This window comes from Enterobacter cloacae complex sp. 2024EL-00214 (assembly GCF_043945575.1).
Taxonomy (GTDB): domain Bacteria; phylum Pseudomonadota; class Gammaproteobacteria; order Enterobacterales; family Enterobacteriaceae; genus Enterobacter; species Enterobacter cloacae_P.
The window spans coordinates 72803-91706 of record NZ_JBIMRC010000020.1 but is presented as its reverse complement, the minus strand read 5'-3'; the positions used below and the strand labels follow the sequence as shown (position 1 = coordinate 91706).

General features: G+C 48.1%; 20 protein-coding genes. 15 read left to right on the top strand and 5 right to left on the bottom strand.

The window, feature by feature from the left end; all coding sequences use genetic code 11:
• The first annotated feature begins 224 nt into the window (after positions 1-224).
• From ACHHZ6_RS19545 to ACHHZ6_RS19535, 3 genes are all read left to right on the top strand, one after another.
• Positions 225-707, top strand: coding sequence for a glutathione peroxidase (locus ACHHZ6_RS19545; protein WP_395122939.1), 483 nt, complete (start codon positions 225-227; stop codon positions 705-707).
• A gap of 129 nt (positions 708-836) precedes the next feature.
• Positions 837-1655 carry an AraC family transcriptional regulator gene (locus tag ACHHZ6_RS19540; RefSeq protein WP_395122938.1) on the top strand — a complete coding sequence of 273 codons (819 nt, stop codon included), beginning with the start codon at positions 837-839 and terminating at the stop codon, positions 1653-1655.
• A gap of 76 nt (positions 1656-1731) precedes the next feature.
• Positions 1732-2094 (top strand): cupin domain-containing protein, encoded by a 363-nt coding sequence (locus ACHHZ6_RS19535; RefSeq protein WP_182271276.1) that lies wholly within the window; start codon positions 1732-1734, stop codon positions 2092-2094.
• A gap of 127 nt (positions 2095-2221) precedes the next feature.
• Here ACHHZ6_RS19535 and ACHHZ6_RS19530 read toward each other — a convergent pair whose 3' ends face one another.
• Positions 2222-3145, bottom strand: coding sequence for a LysR family transcriptional regulator (locus ACHHZ6_RS19530; RefSeq protein ID WP_182271277.1), 924 nt, complete (start codon positions 3143-3145; stop codon positions 2222-2224).
• A gap of 161 nt (positions 3146-3306) precedes the next feature.
• Here ACHHZ6_RS19530 and ACHHZ6_RS19525 point away from each other — a divergent pair, with 161 nt between their 5' ends.
• The 8 genes from ACHHZ6_RS19525 (at position 3307) to catA (ending at position 11592) form a co-directional block, all read left to right on the top strand.
• Complete coding sequence (locus ACHHZ6_RS19525) at positions 3307-4227, top strand: alpha/beta hydrolase (protein ID WP_182271278.1); 921 nt, start codon at positions 3307-3309, stop codon at positions 4225-4227.
• Positions 4228-4293: 66 nt separating this feature from the next.
• The gene (locus ACHHZ6_RS19520; RefSeq protein WP_196391233.1) at positions 4294-4929 is read left to right on the top strand and encodes an SDR family oxidoreductase; all 636 of its coding nucleotides are present in this window, start codon (positions 4294-4296) and stop codon (positions 4927-4929) included.
• A 79-nt stretch (positions 4930-5008) separates the two neighbouring features.
• Positions 5009-6163, top strand: coding sequence for an NADH-dependent flavin oxidoreductase (locus ACHHZ6_RS19515; protein WP_196391234.1), 1155 nt, complete (start codon positions 5009-5011; stop codon positions 6161-6163).
• A gap of 258 nt (positions 6164-6421) precedes the next feature.
• Positions 6422-7807 (top strand): FAD-binding oxidoreductase, encoded by a 1386-nt coding sequence (locus ACHHZ6_RS19510; protein WP_395122937.1) that lies wholly within the window; start codon positions 6422-6424, stop codon positions 7805-7807.
• A 91-nt stretch (positions 7808-7898) separates the two neighbouring features.
• The gene (locus ACHHZ6_RS19505) at positions 7899-8021 is read left to right on the top strand and encodes a hypothetical protein (RefSeq protein WP_269062564.1); all 123 of its coding nucleotides are present in this window, start codon (positions 7899-7901) and stop codon (positions 8019-8021) included.
• 267 nt (positions 8022-8288) lie between these two features.
• The gene (locus ACHHZ6_RS19500; protein ID WP_182271281.1) at positions 8289-8783 is read left to right on the top strand and encodes a molybdopterin-dependent oxidoreductase; all 495 of its coding nucleotides are present in this window, start codon (positions 8289-8291) and stop codon (positions 8781-8783) included.
• Between the two features lie 17 nt (positions 8784-8800).
• Positions 8801-10732, top strand: a complete 1932-nt coding sequence (locus ACHHZ6_RS19495) for a bifunctional diguanylate cyclase/phosphodiesterase (protein WP_182271282.1) — start codon at positions 8801-8803, stop codon at positions 10730-10732.
• A 182-nt stretch (positions 10733-10914) separates the two neighbouring features.
• A complete protein-coding gene (gene catA, locus ACHHZ6_RS19490; protein ID WP_182271283.1) occupies positions 10915-11592 on the top strand; it encodes a type A chloramphenicol O-acetyltransferase in 678 nt (225 codons plus the stop codon).
• 116 nt (positions 11593-11708) lie between these two features.
• Here catA and yajD read toward each other — a convergent pair whose 3' ends face one another.
• Positions 11709-12056, bottom strand: coding sequence for an HNH nuclease YajD (yajD, locus tag ACHHZ6_RS19485; protein WP_182271284.1), 348 nt, complete (start codon positions 12054-12056; stop codon positions 11709-11711).
• 171 nt (positions 12057-12227) lie between these two features.
• On the opposite strand from yajD, the gene ACHHZ6_RS19480 reads away from it, so the two are divergent.
• The 4 genes from ACHHZ6_RS19480 to ACHHZ6_RS19465 all read left to right on the top strand — a co-directional run bounded on the left by ACHHZ6_RS19480 (position 12228) and on the right by ACHHZ6_RS19465 (position 16541).
• Positions 12228-13175: a zinc-dependent alcohol dehydrogenase family protein gene (locus tag ACHHZ6_RS19480; protein ID WP_395122936.1), complete on the top strand. Its 948-nt coding sequence runs from the start codon at positions 12228-12230 to the stop codon at positions 13173-13175.
• Positions 13176-13615: 440 nt separating this feature from the next.
• Entirely contained in the window at positions 13616-13978 is a 363-nt protein-coding gene (gene mdtJ / locus ACHHZ6_RS19475) for a multidrug/spermidine efflux SMR transporter subunit MdtJ (RefSeq protein ID WP_182271286.1), read from the top strand.
• Complete coding sequence (gene mdtI, locus ACHHZ6_RS19470; RefSeq protein WP_395122935.1) at positions 13965-14294, top strand: multidrug/spermidine efflux SMR transporter subunit MdtI; 330 nt, start codon at positions 13965-13967, stop codon at positions 14292-14294. The genes mdtJ and mdtI overlap by 14 nt, the downstream gene beginning before the upstream one ends.
• Before the next feature lie 84 nt (positions 14295-14378).
• The gene (locus tag ACHHZ6_RS19465) at positions 14379-16541 is read left to right on the top strand and encodes an EAL domain-containing protein (RefSeq protein ID WP_395122934.1); all 2163 of its coding nucleotides are present in this window, start codon (positions 14379-14381) and stop codon (positions 16539-16541) included.
• Position 16542: 1 nt separating this feature from the next.
• Here the strand turns inward: ACHHZ6_RS19465 and ACHHZ6_RS19460 are convergent, their stop codons facing one another.
• From ACHHZ6_RS19460 to ACHHZ6_RS19450, 3 genes are all read right to left on the bottom strand, one after another.
• Positions 16543-17364, bottom strand: a complete 822-nt coding sequence (locus ACHHZ6_RS19460; RefSeq protein WP_182271289.1) for a serine protease — start codon at positions 17362-17364, stop codon at positions 16543-16545.
• Between the two features lie 277 nt (positions 17365-17641).
• Positions 17642-18127, bottom strand: a complete 486-nt coding sequence (gene asr / locus ACHHZ6_RS19455; protein ID WP_395122933.1) for an acid resistance repetitive basic protein Asr — start codon at positions 18125-18127, stop codon at positions 17642-17644.
• 178 nt (positions 18128-18305) lie between these two features.
• Positions 18306-18848, bottom strand: a complete 543-nt coding sequence (locus ACHHZ6_RS19450) for a thioredoxin fold domain-containing protein (RefSeq protein ID WP_395122932.1) — start codon at positions 18846-18848, stop codon at positions 18306-18308.
• Positions 18849-18904: the final 56 nt, after the last annotated feature.

Sequence of the window (18904 nt, the reverse complement as noted above, 5' to 3'; positions counted from 1 at the left end):
TGGAAAAAATAGCCTAAATAGGCTGATTCGATGTGTTTGCGGGAAAAAAATCGGCCCAGATCCGCGAAATTTTAATCAGCGAGTCAGCTTGGGAAGAAATGACCTGCTTATTCGCACCTTCCCTAATGAAAAAGCCATTTGGCAATACTATCATTAGAGTATCCACTCATCGAACTTAGCAGAACAGGTGCTACGTCGGACAGATTTTACGTGAGGGCACCAGTATGACTCGCTTTTACCAACTGACTGCCACCAGCCTGGATGGGCAGCTTATCTCTATGGTCGACTACGCTGGTAAGGTGGTTTTGGTCGTTAATACTGCCAGCCAATGTGGCTTCACACCACAATACGGTGGCCTTGAAGCGCTTTACAAGAAATATGCCGCTCGGGGATTCGTGGTGCTTGGCTTCCCCTGTAACCAGTTTGGTAAACAGGAACCCGGCGGAGCCGACGAAATTTCCAGAACCTGTTACATTAACTACGGTGTAAGTTTCCCGATGTTCGAGAAAGTAGAGGTAAATGGAGCCGCAGCGCACCCGGTATTCCGTTATCTGAAAAAAGAATTGCCCGGCGTGCTGGGGGGGCGGATTAAGTGGAACTTTACTAAGTTCCTGATCGGACGCAACGGTAAACCACTTAAGCGTTTTGCACCGATGACCACCCCCGAGAAAATAGAAGCAGCAATTCTTGCTGCACTGGAAATCTAAGTGTTTCGGTAGTTGGAACTATTCACTTTAGAGCGCTTACGAAAAATTCATCTCCGGGAGATGATAACCACCCATTCTGTGCTCCAGGCAGAGTGAGGATCCTCCTACAACGGGAAACAGGTGTTACACATGTCGAGTGCTCAAGAGAACAAAGACTGGGTCAAACTTGCACACACGCCGGGGAAAATAGAACGCCTGGAGGCGTATTTCAGCGGGCATGGTTATGAACCTCATCGTCATGATACTTATGCGATCGGCAGGACATTATCAGGTGTGCAATCTTTTCGTTATCGTGACAGTAAACAACACAGCTTACCCGGTGGGACGATGGTCTTACACCTGGATGAAATTCATGATGGAGAGGCGGGAACGACTGAGGGATTTCAGTATCGAATGGTCTATATCGAACCTGCGTTAATCCAGAAAATATTGGGCGGAAAGCCGTTGCCATTTATTCCTGGCGGGATCTCATCTGATCCCCGACTTTTTGCCGCCGCCGGGTCGTTGTTGAAAGCGCCAGAAGATGCTATCGATATGCTGGAAGAGGAGGATGCGATCTACGATCTGGCCTGGACTCTGGCCGTCGTCGGCGGGCAACGTTTTCGCCGATGCCTGGTGGATTATCAGTCTGCAGAGAGAGCGCGGGAATATATACAAACAGAATTCAGCCAGAATATTACGCTGGATACGTTATCCGCCGTAAGTGGTAAAGATCGCTGGAGCCTGAGCCGGGATTTTCGTGCACTTTACGGAACGAGTCCTTATCGCTATGTAACGATGCGTCGTCTCGCCTACTGTCGCCATCTGATTCAGACGGGCCTGTCACTTGCAGAGTCTGCTGTAGAGGCGGGGTTTTCAGATCAGAGTCATATGGCGCGCCAGTTTATAAAAACATTCGGCATTTCACCGGGCCGTTGGCAAAAATTTATTCAACGTCACCGTGCCTGAGTTGCACGATCGTTCAAGACTGATGTAGCGACATTATTTATCCTCGACGTTTCTTAGCCATTAAAGGAATGTCACCATGTATTTCCCTGTAAATCTGGAACAAAAATTCTCTCTCTTCGACGCTCACTGGCAGCCCAAAGTCATCGCGCAGATGAACGACTACCAGTTTAAAATCGTGAAAATAGCGGGTGATTTTATCTGGCACTCTCATCCTGAAACCGACGAAGCCTTTATCGTGGTCGAGGGCGTATTACGTGTTGATTTTCGCGACGGGCATGTCCTCGTCAATCCGGGGGAAATGTATGTTGTACCAAAAGGCATTGAGCATAAAACGTCCGCTGAGACGGTGGTAAAAATGATGATGATAGAACCCTGTGGTGTCCTGAACACTGGTCATGAAGGTGGGGAACGCACCGCAGAAAACGATATCTGGATCTAACCTGGGGTAATTTCAAGCCAGTCGGCCGGACTGGTTTGAAATAGCGCCGGCATTACTCCTCGATCGCAGCAGACCCGTTGAACTCACAGCCAGTAGAGGACAATAAATATTCAGTTTGTTGTCCCGGTTATCCCGTCGTGTTCAGGCGCTTCTCTACCATAAAGTCTATGAAAGCACGAACTTTAGATGGCATTCTTACTCTTGATGATACATAGAGATAAAACCCGGGAAATGAAATACTCCAGTCCTGGAGAATGGGTTGTAAAAGCCCTTTATTGATGAAATCGGATATCGCAAAGTCCAGGTGCTGAATGATCCCTGTACCATTAACTGCCACACGAATCATGCTCTCATCATCATTTGTAATATACCCACCCGAGACTTCAAGTTCGAACTCTTCATTCTTACTCCCGACACGATAAAACTCCCACGGCGGGAGAGCACCGCTACTTCTGTGTCGCAGCCGCACACAATTATGATTGCGTAATTCCTCAGGTGACTCCGGAATTCCGTGCCTGCTTAAATAGTCTGGTGAGGCAACGGTAATCAGTTTGATACGGGGTGAGACAGGAACAGCCGTCATATGCTCTGCCAGGCTCTGTCCAAGGCGAATACCTGCATCGCAACCTTCGGCAATGATGTTAGACAAACCATCATCCATAATGAGCTCTATCTGAATTTTTGGATACCGGTTCAGGAATTCACTGATGACAGGTTCAATGAGCATTCTGGCTGCCACCCGCGATGAATTTATCCTCAGTAATCCGGTGGGTTCAAGCTGGGTATCACCCACATCTTTTAGCGCATCATCTATCTGACCTAAAGCCACCTCCAGAACCTCATACAGGCGCAAACCCTCCTCGGTTAAGGACATATTACGTGTGGTTCGATAGATAAGCTTCGTATTCAAACGCTCTTCAAGTGTCTTCAGGTTTTGGGAGAGTGCCGCACGTGTGATCCCCATTTCAGAAGCGGCTTTGGCAAAGCTGCCGGAGCGTGCAATCAACGCAAACCAGGCAAGCGAAGGCAGAACAGAAGGTTCTAGTTTCATTTATTGTAAACTCATGATTAACACTGTGATAGATATTAGGTTATTGATGATAACCAATGCAAGTTCTACTATTAACGCAATCCGCAGTGCAGCCACGAGTGAAGCGCGGAAAAACGGCATAAACTTTTTACTGACCAGGGTTACATTCCCCGGAGGCCCATATGAAGACTGTTGCGATAAAACATACCTACTGGAACATAGCTGCTGACCTGTATTTCCCGGACGATTTTGATGAGACTAAAAAATATCCGGCAATTATCAGTGCCCATCCGATTGGAAGCTGTAAAGAGCAAACCTCCGGGAGTGTTTATGGTGCCGCACTGGCAAAAGCGGGTTTCGTCGTGATCGCTTTTGACGCGAGTTTTCAGGGGGCGAGTGGTGGAGAGCCTCGCTACCTGGAGGATCCAACCATGCGCGTTAAAGACTTCAGTGTGGTCGTGGATTACCTTGTAACCCTGCCATATGTCGATGAAGCGCGCATTGGTGTGCTGGGTATTTGTGGCGGTGGTGGCTACTCAATTAATGCGGCAATGACAGAGCGTCGAATTAAAGCGATTGGCACAATCACTGGTGCAAACTATGGTCGCCTGATGCGTGAAGGATTTACAGCTTTCGATCCTGTTGGCGCACTTGAAGCAATGGCACAACAGAGAACGGCTGAAGCCCGCGGTACCGGGCTTCGTGTTGATGATTTATTGCCACCGTCTCCAGAAGCGGCTATCGCGGCAGGGCTGACGGAAACCGACCTGTTTGGGGCGACGGAATATTATCGTTCACCACGCGGATATGCTCCAAATGGGGTTAACCGGGCACTGTTTTCTCACCAGAGTGTTGCCGTGGGTTGGGATGCATTTCATCTTGCAGAGGTGCTCTTAACACAGCCGTTAATGGTCGTGGTGGGTGATAAAGTCGGGGCATTTGGTGCATACCGCGATGGATGTGAAATTATTGGCCGGGCGGCGTCCAAAGACAAAGAACTGGTCGTCGTTGAAGGCTGGTCACATTACGATCTATACGATAAGCCCGAGCCTGTAAAACAAGCTCTTGATAAACTTATCCCTTTCTACAAAACGCATCTGTAATTAAATTACCGTGGGGAGAACAAAAGGTTTCCCCACTGTCCTTTTCTTAATTTCTCGGGAAAAAAAGTGAAAAATGTACTGATATTAGGTGCCAGTGGGCAAATTGCTTCCTGGGCTATACATATGCTTGCCTGTCAGACTGATGTAAAAATGACGCTTCTGGTTCGTAACCCCAGTAAACTTAATGGTGAAGAGCCCGTAAATTCAGAGATTGTTATTGGTGATGCATCGGATCAGGCATTCATGGATCAACTTATGGCAGGAAAAGATATTGTTTATGCAAATCTTGCCGGAGAGGTTGATGAGCAGATGAAAGTCATCATTTCGGCAATGAAAAAGAATAACGTTCAACGAATTGTCAGTATTAATACCCTGGGTATATACAATGAAGTACCGGGTGAATTCGGCGAGTGGAATAACCAAACCATTGGTGAGTATTTCCCACCTTACAGAAAATGTGCAGATATCCTTGAATGTTCTGGGCTTGATTACACTATCATCAGAGCAGCCTGGTTGACGGATTATGATGAAGTGGATTATGAAGTCACTCAAAAGGATGAACCATTTAAAGGCACTGAAGTTTCAAGAAAAAGTGTAGCGGCACAGGTAGTCAAAATCATAAATAATCCATCAGAGATGGTTAATAAAAATATTGGTTTAAATAAACCAGACACCGACGGTCCTAAACCTGCCTTTATGTGATGTTTTTTTGAAATGACGATGACATTAATTCGCTGAAGTCGTAAATACATTGCGTTATAAAACTTGCCGGAACCATATTATGCAAAATAAATTTTCTTCACTCTTTTCACCCTATATGCTTACCAGAGATATAGCGTTACGTAATCGTATTGTCATGGCTCCAATGACGACCTGGTCAGCTAACCCGGATGGCACTATATCAGATCAAGAACTGGCATTTTATCAACGCCGGGCTCGGGATGTCGGTCTGGTAATTACGGGCTGCACCTTCGTAACGCCTGAAGGCATTGGATTCACAGATGAGTTCGCTGCTTATGACGATCGCTTTATAAACAGTCTTGAAAAACTGGCATCTGCGGCAAAGAGTGGCGGTGCTACCGCCATACTTCAGATTTTCCATGCGGGTAATAAGGCCCTTCCTGAGCTTATACCCAATGGTGATGTCGTCAGCGCCAGTATGTCATATGCTAAGGCCGGTGATATTAATAGTGAAGCGATACAAAGCAGGGCAATGACTGAGAGCGAAATACAGACAACAATTCGGGCATTTGGTGCTGTCACAAGAAGAGCAATTAAAGCGGGTTTTGATGGTGTGGAACTTCATGGTGCGCATGGTTTCCTGCTACAGAATTTCTTTTCTCCGCTGTTTAATAAACGTGTTGATCGGTGGGGTGGGGATCTCGAAAACCGTATGCGTTTTCCCCTCGCCGTATTGCAGGAAGTTAAAAATGCAGTGTATGAATGTGCAACGAAACCCTTTGTTATCGGCTACAGGATCTCGCCAGAAGAGTCTGCAGAAGGGGGGTTGAGGATTGAGGATACCTATAAGCTGTTGGACCGACTGATATCATCGGGTATTTCGTATATACATACTTCTCTGGTAAGTGTTAACAACAGCTACCCTGTAGAGTCCCCAAATGGGCCAGAAACTATTGATTTAATTTTAAATCATATTGCTGAAAGAATACCGGTGATTGCTGCGGGAAAACTACGCACACCTGAACAGGCACAGGAAGCACTTTCACGTGGACTTCCACTTGTAGCAATAGGTAAAGGGCTGGTCATTAACCCTGAATGGGTTGCTTTAGCGAAAGCTGGTCGTATAAATGAAATCCAGACATCGCTTAATCCCAGAGCCGTGAAAGAACTGACCATACCCGACAAACTCTGGAATGTTATTCTGGCATCTAAAGGAACAGGGTGGTTTCCTTTAAGCGATGAAAAAGAAATTTAAGAACCCGGGGATTGTGACCTTCTCATCATTCCCCCACGCTACAGTGCCAGCGCTACTCCTCGCCCTAAACAGACATCGTTAATCTCAAGATTAACGATGAGTTCGGATCATCAGCCACTGTAATACCATTGATATTACTGAACCGTTGAACCTGCTTGTGGCCACAGCCAACAAACTTTCCATTAAATACCCTTCAAACCATCAAAATTTGTGAAATCCATCATAATTAATAGGGGTATTCAATGGTAGGGGATAATCATGAAGGAGTTACTCAAGGTACATATCGACGAGTTCAAAACGCACTTCCTGGGGGAAGTGATTCTTCCAGACGAGGCAGGCTACGACGAGGTACGCCAGATCTGGAACGCAATGATCGACCGCAAGCCCGCGCTGATCGCCCGCTGCACGTCACCTGATGATGTCGTTCAGGCCATCGAATTCGGGCGAACGCAAAATCTCCTCATTTCGATCCGCGGGGGTGGACACAATATCGCGGGCAATGCCGTGTGCGACGGCGGTTTGATGATCGACCTCTCACTGATGAAGAGAGTGGTAGTGGACCTGGCAACCGGTAGGGCCAGCGTTGAACCTGGCTGCACCCTTGGCGATTTTGATGAAGTGGTACAGGCATACGGTCTTGCCACGCCCTTGGGCATCAACTCGACCACCGGTGTGGCCGGTCTGACACTCGGTGGCGGGTTCGGCTGGCTGAGTCGCAAGTACGGTATGACGATAGATAACCTGCTCTCCGCGGAGGTCGTCACGGCAGATGGCAGGCAGCTGCACGCCAGCGAATCAGAAAATTCGGATCTGTTTTGGGGGCTGCGGGGAGGGGGTGGCAACTTCGGTGTTGTTACTCGTTTCGAATTCCAACTCCATCCCGTCGGGCCGAACGTACTGAGTGGGCTCATTGTTTTTCCGTTTGATCAGGCAAAGCTCGTGATCACGCAGTTTGCCCGATTTACCGAGACGATGCCGGAAGAGCTGAATGTCTGGATGGTCACGCGCAAAGCACCTCCGCTACCTTTCCTGCCAGAGGATGCTCACGGGAAAGAGATGGTCGCGCTCGCTTTGTGTTATGTGGGCGACCCTAAAGAGGGCGAGAAGCTTATCGAGCCACTGCGTGGGTTTGGCACGGTGCTCGGCGAGCATATCGGCGTTCAGCCCTACACCGCCTGGCAGCAGGCATTCGATCCCCTGTTGTCAAAAGGGGCACGTAACTACTGGAAGTCGCACAACTTCTCGCAACTCAGTGACGGCGTTATCGATACCATCATTGAGTACGCCGCCAGATTGCCGTCACCTCAGTGTGAGATATTCATCGGGACAATTGGAGGCCAGACGGCCAGGGTCGCGCCTGAGGCAATGGCCTACTCAAGCCGGGATGCTAATTACGTGATGAATGTGCATGGTCGCTGGGAGTCGGCCGCCGAGGATGAACACTGTATTGCCTGGGCGCGTGAATTCTTCGCTAAATCACAACCATTTGCCAGCAGCGGTGCATACATCAACTTCCTCACTCAGGAGGAGGCTGATCGTATTGCCTTCGCTTACGGTGCGACCTACCATCGACTCGTGGAGCTCAAGACTCAGTACGACCCAACGAACCTCTTCCGGATGAATCAGAACATCAAACCGGTATAAGGCCAGGTATTGCGCCTGACAACAGTATGTAGCCGACACGCTACGCATACTGCGGTTGTTAAACGTTAGGCGCAGTAACAAGGCATCTTTATTGACCATGTCGTTGCCAGACGGCACCCATTTTGAGGTTGTGATGGATATCAGCTTCATCCTCATCTGGAGTAGTAATGTTATCGACAATGCCCCGGAAATCTCAAAAGGTGCGTGGAACTAAAACGGGTATGCCTACATGAGGCAATATCAATCAAGGCGATCATTTTTTAAACGTAACAGAGATTATTCAGGCAACTTTAGCTTGTCTCAAAAAATGAAGCATCATTCGACTATCAAACACCCTATCATCACTAACACCTAATTGCTTGATTATACTATTATTTAATGAAAAGAAAGCTATAAAACTCATACTATCCAACAAAATACATAAACTAGTGTGATATCTAAATTATAATTCTTATACTTCTGGTAAAAAGTGGAGGCTAAAATGAGATTAACCCTAATGCTGTTATGCTGTCTGGTACAGAGTTTAGCCTGGGCTGGCGAACTGCCGAAACCCGTCGGTAAACCCATTTTAACGATTTACGGTAATATACAAAACACGAATGAAGATGGAAAAGCAGTGTTTGATCTCGCCAGCCTTGAAAAACTAGGCCTGGTGAGTTTCCAGACGACGTCCCCCTGGTATAATGGACTTACTAAGTTTGAGGGTGTTCCAATGAGCAAACTCATGGATTATGTTGGTGCAAAGGGTTCTGTCGTTAATGTTATTGCGCTCAATGATTACTCTACCGTCATACCTTTCAGTGATTTCAGAAAATACAACGCCATACTTGCCTTAAAGATCAATGGCGAATATATGAGCATCCGCGATAAAGGTCCATCATTCATTGTATACCCCTATGACAGTCTTCCTGAGTTGAATAATCAGATTTATTACTCGCGTTCAGCATGGCAGGTTAGCAAAATGAAAATTGAATAGCAGTTCAGGAGAACATAATGAACAGGATACTGGTTGGTATCATTTTTTCTCTTTTTCTCACGACAGGATATATTGCATTTCTTGTTTATGCTCAACAGCAAGAGTTGCAAAAACTGACTCACTACACTGAGTCCTGGTCCGTGGCTCAACTGGTATCAGAGTATTACCGATTTGAATCATGGCTTGGTCTATACGCAACCGATACCGATAACGTTACGATAGACCAGGCCCGCATGCGTCTCGACATTATGCTAAGCCAGAGCGATTTAATGAAGGGGGGAGATTTAGGTCGCTATATTGAAAACGATAAAATGCATCAAGTGCTCGCTGCACGTCTGGAGAAAATGCTTGCTTATCTGGATGGTAATCTTGAAAAAATGAGCCATTCAGAGCTACAAGCATACCTTAAAAGTATGCATATGCTCGATGCGCCGCTAAGTCAACTTTCTGCAAATGCGTTAATGAAAAACATTAACACGATTAATGAAGCCAACAATAAAACACAAATTCTTTATTATATTTATTCTGCACTTTCGTTACTCCTGGTGATATTAAGCTTCATTCTGGGCTTTTTAATGATTTATCAGAACAAAAATATTCTCAAAGCACATCTGCAGGTTAAAAGCCTTGCTGACGAACTTCAGTTATCAAAAGAAACACTGCAGATTCAGAATTCGAAGCTGGAATATGATGTTTATCATGATTCCCTCACTGGCATGAAAAACCGCCTTTACTTCTGGGATGACCTCAATGAAATTATTCTTCAGGCAGATAAAAACCACATTCCTGTCACCGTGATGTTATTTGATTTAGACCGGTTCAAAGAGGTTAACGACACCTATGGCCATGATACCGGAGATTTACTGTTGAATCAGGTATCCAGGCGACTCACCTCAATGAGCAGCGTTTCAGATACATTTTACCGCTTGGGCGGCGACGAGTTTGCACTTCTGTCCAGTGGCTTGACCGAAAATGCGGCTGTTTCACACGCCAAAGAAATCAGTAACTATATCAGTCAACCCTATACGATTAATAACCAACTGATAAAAATTGCCACCTGTGTGGGTATTGTTTTATCCGATAATGAACGACGTTCTGATTATCTTTATAAATTTGCCGATCTGGCCCTCTACGAAGCCAAAAAAGAAGGTTCGCAACAGATAAAAGTCTTCCGTCAGTGGATGCTGCAAAGGTTGCAGGAAAGCAGAACCCTTGAACATGATATGGCACTGGCGATCGATAACAATGAATTCGTTGTTTATTACCAGCCTATTGTCGATTCATTCAGCAATGAAGTTTACGGCTACGAAGCGCTTATCCGCTGGGTACACCCTGTGAAGGGGATATTGTCCCCGGATTACTTTATTTCTGTTGCTGAAAAAACAGGGATGATCAATGGGATTGGCAAAACAGTGCTTGAACTTGCCTGCAGGGAAGCGGTTTCCTGGGCGGTTCCGGCAAGGATCTCTGTGAATGTCTCACCTGTTCAGCTGGGCACTAAATCGTTTACTACGATGGTGCAGTCCATCCTGAAAGAGACAGGACTACCGGCTAGCCGTCTTGAGTTAGAGGTTACAGAGTCTTCGCTCTTCAGTGATAGCAACATACCGATCAATATTCTCAAAAAGCTAAGATCGCTGGGTGTAAAAATTTCCATTGATGATTTCGGAACGGGGTATTCGTCGCTCTCAAGGCTGAGTGAACTTAATTTTGATAAAATTAAAATAGACAAATCCTTTGTGAATCCTATATCCACGAAAGATGATGCACTTAATATCGTTAAATTGATTACCGGCATGGCAAAGAGCCTCAATATGAGGGTTATTGCAGAAGGTGTTGAAACCCAGGAACAGCTTGAACGTCTTCAGGCGCTTGGCTGCGATCTCGTACAGGGATACCTGTTCGGAAAACCACAGTCTGAGATTGACAGAAAGATTCGAGGCGGTTGAAATGGTGTCTGGCCCAAAACCATTTTTTGAGCAACGTGTGGCTGGCTGCAAGGTGTTTATACTGGAGATGTGATGGTTAAGCTGTTGATCACCGGAAGTATTAAGAAAGACGGTAGCCTGAGCGTCGAAGACTCTTCAATTTTCTATTATCAAATATATGTTTGCTAAGCAAAGGTTAACAAATGAAAAAAACAACCCCAGAATATACACCTGTTGACTTATCTCGTTGGGCACGGAAGGAGCATTTCGAAGTGTTTCAGTCATTTGCTCAATGTACAATTAACCAGACTGTCCTGGTAGATATTACCGCGCTGCTAAAACATATAAAAGAGGTTGGCTGGAAGTTTTACCCGACTATTATTTTCCTCCTTTCTAAAATCGTAAACAGGCATTCGGAGTTCCGCATGAATATGAAGGACAATGAGCTTGTTATATGGAAGGATATTCATCCAAGCTATACAATTTTCCATAATGAAACGGAGACTTTTTCGTCATTATGGAGTCACTACGATGGCAATATCCATCACTTCCAGAACGTTTATTCAGAAGACGTTGCACGCTATGGAAATAACCTTTCTTATTGGCCTAAGGAAGAGTCTCGGGAGAATGTGTTTTTCGTATCGGCTATTCCCTGGGTAAGTTTTACCAGTTTTAATATGAACATTGCTAACATGCAGAACTTTTTTTCCCCCATGTTCACTCTCGGAAAATACTACGAACAGGATGGAAAAATATTGTTGCCTCTCGCCGTTCAGGTACATCATTCCGTGTGCGATGGTTTCCATGTGGCAAGATTGTTCAATGAGTTACAAGAGATGTGTGATGCCTTACCGCATCAGTCAGAGGAATTTAATGCCTGATGCGCCAGAAGTGTCAGTATCCCGGCAAAATTGGCCATTGAATTGTAGAACGCCCATCGCATCACTGCCCATGTAACCGACGCGGGCAGTTATGCCATGAGCAGGAGCCTTTAACGTTATTTTTTCTTATTCAGCATCGATTTCAAATCAGCAAATGGATTATACGTTGCTGTACCCACATCTTTCTGCGCGTCCTCTCCGGCCACAACGGTAGTGCCGTACTGATCCGCCTCTGTGTATTTTGAGTGCTCGTGGTCGTGGCAATACAGGCACAACAACTCCCAGTTGCTGCCATCTTCCGGGTTGTTGGTATGATCGTGATCGATATGGTGAACCGTGAGTTCACGGAGATTGGAATACACAAATTCCCGCGAGCAGCGCCCACATACCCAGGGGTAAATTTTTAGTGCTTTTTCCCGGTATCCGCTTTCCAGTCGGGCGTAGTTTTTGGGGATCAGTGCCATGCTGAGTTACCTGTTGTGAAAAGAGAAAATTTTACCATATCTCCCCTGATGGAACAGAGGGAGAACTAATTTTGATATTCAGGGAGCAATACGATCTTCGTTCATTACGCCGTGACCTGTCAGCGCAGAAGCGCTAAGCTTTGCCGCCTGACTCTGTACAGCGAGATCGTAATGGATAACCTGGCTCTCTGGTATCGTCGTTTTGGCGAACCGGAATCTGTTCTGCAACCTGAGGCTGGACCACCTGGCGAGCTGATTCCGGGAAATCTCCGCGTACGTATGCTGTTTTCTCCGATCAATGCATCCGATCTTATTCCCATCACCGGTGCGTACCGCCACCGGACACCGTTGCCGGCAGTGGCGGGCTACGAAGGTGTCGGTATCGTGACGCAGGCACCCGCATCGTTTGCGCATCTGTCAGGCTGCCGCGTCCTGCCGTTGCGGGGGCAGGGAACCTGGCAGCATGTTGTCGATTGTCCGGCAGAGTATGCTATCCCGGTTCCGGAACACATCGATTCGCATCTGGCCGCACGGGCGTACATCAATCCGCTGGCGGCACAGATGATGTTGACCCGCTATTCACCTCAGAATAAGCAGGTGCTGCTAACCGCTGCCGGCTCCGATTGCGCGCTTCTGCTTGGGCAGTGGGCGCTGCGGGCAGGTGCGGAGGCGGTGTACGGTATTCACCGTTCTCCCATTCATGCTGAGCGCCTTGCCGCGGCAGGCATTATCCCCCTTGTGCAACACGACACGCAGGCAGTGCGCACCGTTGCCGCGCGTGCTGACGTGGTTTACGACGCCACAGGGGGAGCGCTGGCGGAAACGATCCTGAGCGTGATGCCCGTGCAGGGGACATTTGTCTGTTATGGGCTGCTTTCCGGGCAGATATTCCGCCAGCGGCAGGCCTTACCGCGCGTGGAATGGTTTCATATTCGCAACTATCTTGATGCACTGAATGTTGAGGCGTGGCAGGACGAATTTTGTCACATCTGGCCTAAGCTGTGTGCCAGTCAGTATAGCGATGTCACAGTATACCCGCTGGCGGAGTGGAAGGCGGCACTGAACGCTTATCGGCAGGCCGGGAGGTGCAGTAAACCTGTATTATCGATGGACATCTGAAGGTGAAAAAACATCGTCAGCATAATGTTGAGTGATATTTTATTTATAATAAATGCGAAAACCATTTCAACAAACTAACCGAAATCGCACCGGATGGGTAAAGAATTGCAAAGGCTTTGAGTAAAATCCTGGCTTATGGTACAAATCAGGAGTGTTCAACTACCGAGGACAATTTTCATCCGCAAAGACGAGAAGCAACACCGCGGATAATTGTAATTTTATGGACAATGTGTTCAGGACGTATTTTTTTAAAAACACCGCTGTATTTTCCACATCTCTTTACCCTCTGTCTGGTGAGCAACACTGGCGCACCGCGCTATAGTCATACCTTCTGCCTGAGCTGACGCTATGCGTTTAGCTATCTGATTTAATTTCATATTTTTTGGGTTTGCTGCACGCAGCGAGCCTTGATGGATTATATTCTCAAGCAGGAGAAAAACATGTTTTACTGGATTTTACTAGCTCTGGCGATCATCACTGAGATTACCGGCACGCTCTCTATGAAATGGGCAAGCGTCAGTGATGGCAACACGGGTTTTATTTTAATGTTGGTGATGATCTCACTGTCCTATATTTTCCTCTCATTTGCAGTCAAGAAAATAGCGCTGGGTGTGGCTTATGCACTGTGGGAAGGCATTGGTATTTTGTTGATTACGTTGTTCAGCGTCTTGTTATTTGATGAAACGTTATCCACGATGAAAGTTGCCGGATTAACGACCCTGGTAGCAGGTATCGTGCTGATTAAATCAGGTACACGTAAACCGACAAAACAGCAGAAGGAGCAGACCCATGCCGCAGTTTGAGTGGATCCATGCGGCCTGGCTGGCGTTCGCAATCGTTCTGGAAATTGTGGCTAACGTCTTTCTTAAATTCTCAGATGGTTTTCGTGGTAAATTCTACGGCCTGATGTCGATTGCTGCCGTGCTGGGGGCGTTCAGCGCCTTGTCCCAGGCGGTAAAAGGTATCGATCTTTCGGTGGCATATGCGCTATGGGGCGGTTTTGGTATCACCGCCACGCTGGCGGCAGGTTGGGTGCTTTTTGGTCAGCGTTTAAATAACAAAGGCTGGATAGGGTTACTGCTGTTGTTGGCGGGTATGATTATGATAAAACTCGCCTGAAACCATCATCGCCATTATTTACAGGCAGCGAAATTCGCTGCCTGTATTACGCTTAGAAAAGTAAAACTTTGAAGAGGATGGCGAATGTACCGCACATTAAGCTGGCACAATATCCCCACAGCAAAAACGTTGTTTATCATGATATTCATGGCGGGGATCGGCTTAATCATTTCCATCGTCGCACTGCTTTATCTTTCCCTGCATCTCATCAGTAGCAAAACCAATGAAATTGATGAACATCGCTCAGCACTTTCTGTGCAGGGTGCCATCGAGACGTCGGTCACTCGTGTCTCCTCCCTGGTCATTGATAATGCCGTCTGGGACGATGCGGTGCGCGAGGTTTACAGCCCCAGGCTTGATACGCAATGGCTGTACAACACCTGGGGGGCAGGTTTTAAAATCAATAATCTCTATGACGGCACGTTTGTGCTGGATGAAAAATTTAACGTGATTTGGGGCTCGTTCCAGAGCCAACCCTTTAATGAAACGAATCTCGACTTTTTCGGCAATGGCCTGAAGGCGCTGATTGACCAACACCGACGAGCCTTATCCAGCGACAAGAATATCTATGCCGGGATCACCCGAACACGAAACGGTGTTGCTTTCGTGGGGATTGGTCTGGTCCGGCCGATGATCGGAAGATTACAGGTTAACGGAGATACCCGGCGTTATCTGGTGATTACCCGCCATCTGAACGACAAGATATTATCCGATCTGGGCGAAACGTTTCAGATTGATAACCTCAACTATACCGCTGACAAAATCAATAACCTGAGTATGCCGCTGCACAGTTCGGCAGGGGAACTTCTGGGCTATCTCAACTGGCAGGCGCGCCTTCCCGGTGCTCAGGCAGCCCGTGCTGCATCATCCGATATTACGCACATTGTGGTGCTGGCGGCAGCGCTGATCCTGCTGTTTATTCTGGTAAGTAGTGTGGGTCTGTACAAACTTGCCAGGGGGGAAAGCCAGGCGCGGCTGGTGGCGAGAACGGACTGGTTAAGCCATCTGCCGAACCGCCGTGCGTTAATTGAAGCGCTGGATAAAGTGAGTTTGCGCGGTGATATTGACGTGAAAAGCGTCGTGTTTATCGATCTTGACGGCTTTAAGGATGTGAATGATGTGTATGGCCATAGCGTTGGCGATGATCTCATCATTGAGATAGCAAAAGAGCTGAATGCGCGGATCCCGTCTGGTGGGATGCTGGCGCGAATGGGGGGCGATGAGTTCGCCATGACCATTGGCGGCGACCGCGCAGAAGCGCTGGCGGCCGCATTTGCCGGGTCAGTGCTTGATTTCCTCAATACACCGATTCGCCTGGGTGAGCGTACTATCCATATTGGTGCCAGCATCGGCATTGCCAGCGGAACGCTGATTGAATGCACCACTTCCGAGCTGTTCCGCCGTGCCGATATCGCTATGTATCACTCCAAAATTACCGGAAAAGGGCGTGTCACGCACTACGATGCGGAATTAAACAGCGTTCGGGAACGCCAGCTGGCGATTGAAAATCAGATCCGTAATGGACTGGAGCGCGATGAGTTTGAGGTCTGGTATCAGCCGATTATTGATGCGCGCAGCCAGAAAATGAGCAGTGTGGAAGCACTGGTGCGCTGGCCGCGTCGCCCGGGTGGGGAGCTTGGCCCGGATACGTTTATTACCATTGCAGAGACCAGCGGTCTGATTTACAAACTGGGGCAGTTTGTTTTGCATCGGGCCTGTCAGGATCTGGAGCCTTTCGGTGAATTAAAACTGTCAGTTAACATCTCTCCGGCACAATTTCGCGATCCCGAATTTGAAGACAAAGTGGCAGACGTGTTGAAGGTCACCCGGTTCCCGGCGACCAGACTTCAGCTTGAGGTAACGGAAACCTATGTTCTGGAAAATCCGGAGCGTGCCCGCACGGCGATAACCAACCTGAGAGCGCTGGGAACGGCGGTGGCGCTGGATGATTTTGGTACGGGCTATTCGAGCATTGGCTACCTGCGGCGTTTTAATTTTGACACCATCAAGATAGATAAATCGCTGGCCGGGCTGGTGGATAACGACGAGCAGGCGGCGGCTCTGGTGAGTGGAACGGTACGGATCGCCAATGCCCTGGGGATGGCGGTGGTCGCCGAAGGGGTGGAAAACGAGAAACAGATGAAACTGCTGCGGCTGGCTGGTTGCGATCAGTTGCAGGGGTTCTGGTTCAGCCAGCCGATGCCAATTGAGGCGATTATGGCATTACACCAGGTAAGACAGTGCTAACCTATTGTTGTGCCAGTGCATCCAGCTTGTCGCGAAAACCGGTCACCGACAAGGCCCGGTTATCGGCCCGATATCTGTCTTTGGCGGCCGGGGCGGAGCTTTGCACCCCAATCAGCTGCCAGCCATTCTCCGTTTTTAACATCAACGGTGAGCCGCTATCACCCGGTAACGTATCGCACTGATGCGAGAGCACGCTATTTTGCGCCCAGCCCGTCACGATACAGTCCGTGTGGGTGTAAAGCGCATCCAGATGATCGACAGGGTAGCCTGACTGCGTCACCTTACGGTCGGCGGCTTTCAGCGCGGCAGTCAGCGCAGCTTTATCCCCGTCGAATAACGGTAGCGGCGTAATGCCAGACGGCGGATAGCGCAAGACGACCAGGCCAAAATCCCAGGAGGCTGCAGCGGGGGGCACTATCCAGCCATCACCATCAGGTTTCAGGCGTTTGCCGAGGGAAGGATCAACCCGGCCTTCAATACCGTGGATTTCATAGCGCCAGGTGCCTTTTTGCGACACAAAACGCAAGGCAACGGCTTTATCCGGCTTACCGTTCGGCGGTGTCAACAGGCAGTGGCCCGCCGTCAGTGCAAGTTGAGGGGTAATCAGGGTCGCGGTACATAAGTTACCGCTGGCGGTTTCCAGTTGCCCGATGGCATCCCAGGGAGCCTGGGCAGGATTAGCGACACGCGTGCGGTCATCATGACCAAAAAACAGCGTCTTTAGTTCTTTGGCGCTAATGGTGTCATCACCGCCATCATCCGCATGCAAGAGCCCAGAAAAAAGACCAAACGTTCCCAGTAACAACACAACAGATTTACGCATATCACACTCTGGTGGGGGTAATTATGATTATTAAAAGTGAACCCTATGAAAATACTATAGACGGGACAGCGTTAAAGTGGGAGTAAAATCAGCGTGCTACAATCAGGAAAGATAAAAATGGCTTGCGATGAGCGCGCATAAAATAAGCAGAATAAGAATGAGCTCAAACCGATAGCGCCGCAGCATACGCCCTCCGGATAAAAAAACGGCGCTGTACCTTTCCGGTTCAGCGCCGGTTTACCAACGTGCCCCGAAGGGCACGGTTAAGCTTGTACTCTTACGCAGCTGGCTGTGCAGCTGGTTTAGCAGTTTCGTGTTTTACTGCTTTTTTGTGATGCTTTTTAGCAGCCTGAGCTTTCTGTTCTACAGCAGGTTTTGCCGCTTTTTTGTGGTGCTTTTTAGCAGCCTGAGCTTTCTGTTCTACAGCAGGTTTTGCTGCTTTTTTGTGGTGCTTTTTAGCAGCCTGAGCTTTTTGCTCTACAGCGGGTTTTGCTGCTTTTTTGTGGTGCTTTTTAGCAGCCTGAGCTTTTTGCTCGGTTGGTGCTGCGGCTGCTGGAGCTGCTGCTTCTTTTGTTGCAGTTGCTTTGTGTTTTGTAGCGGTTTTGTGGTGTTTCTTATGGTGAACTGTTTTCGCTGGAGCAGCGGTGGTTGCAGTTGCAGCAGGCGCTGCAGCAGGTGTTGCGGTTGCAGTAGTTTCAGCAGCAAACGCAGCAGAAGACAGACCCATAGCAGCGGCAACAACCAGAGCTAATACTTTGTTCATTCTCATACCCTCGAATTTGTTTTTTCATTTAACCCCACTGCGGGGCCGTTGAAAGAACTATATCCCTGTAAAACCGAGGTTTCCGTGAGTGATTGGTATCGGCGTGTAACGTAATGTACAACGGGCAGGAACGGTATGTACGAACGAGGCTACACCAGCCTGTTCGTACACGTCAGGGCTATTTCTTCAGTGTGGCCAGGATAGCTGCCGGCGGCTGACTGCCGACAATCGAACGCGGCTCGGGCTCGATCACCACCATGAATGGTGTGACGCGGATGCCCATCCTTTCTGCCAGCGCGGACTGGCGCGTAACCAGGTCAGAACAGGCTGGGGTCGTGTCGTTATCCGGTAAAAAACCCGCCATCGCTTTTTGCAGGCTTTTCACCTTATCGGTGGAACACCAGACGCGTCCCATATCTTCAATCACGGAATCGCGAATGGAATCGGGCGCAACGGTCAGAAATGACATCATCAAACCGGCGTCCGTATACTGCTTAACGTTTTTCACCACATTACTGCAGTAGATGCACTGGTTATCAATAAACACCAGCAGTTTGTACTTTTCCGTGGGAGCCTGAAACGTGATGGGCTGGAGGTCGGCCAGAGAGTGGGTAATGTCGTCGTATGCTTCTTTTGGTGTGTTATCCGTGGCGGCTAAGGTACTCACACTCGCCGTACACAGCATGGCTAACGCTATCGTTTTGATTATGCCTTTCATCATTCATCCCTTTATTTATTTTTTAACCCTGGCCTGATAACAGTTTTATTGTGTGACCA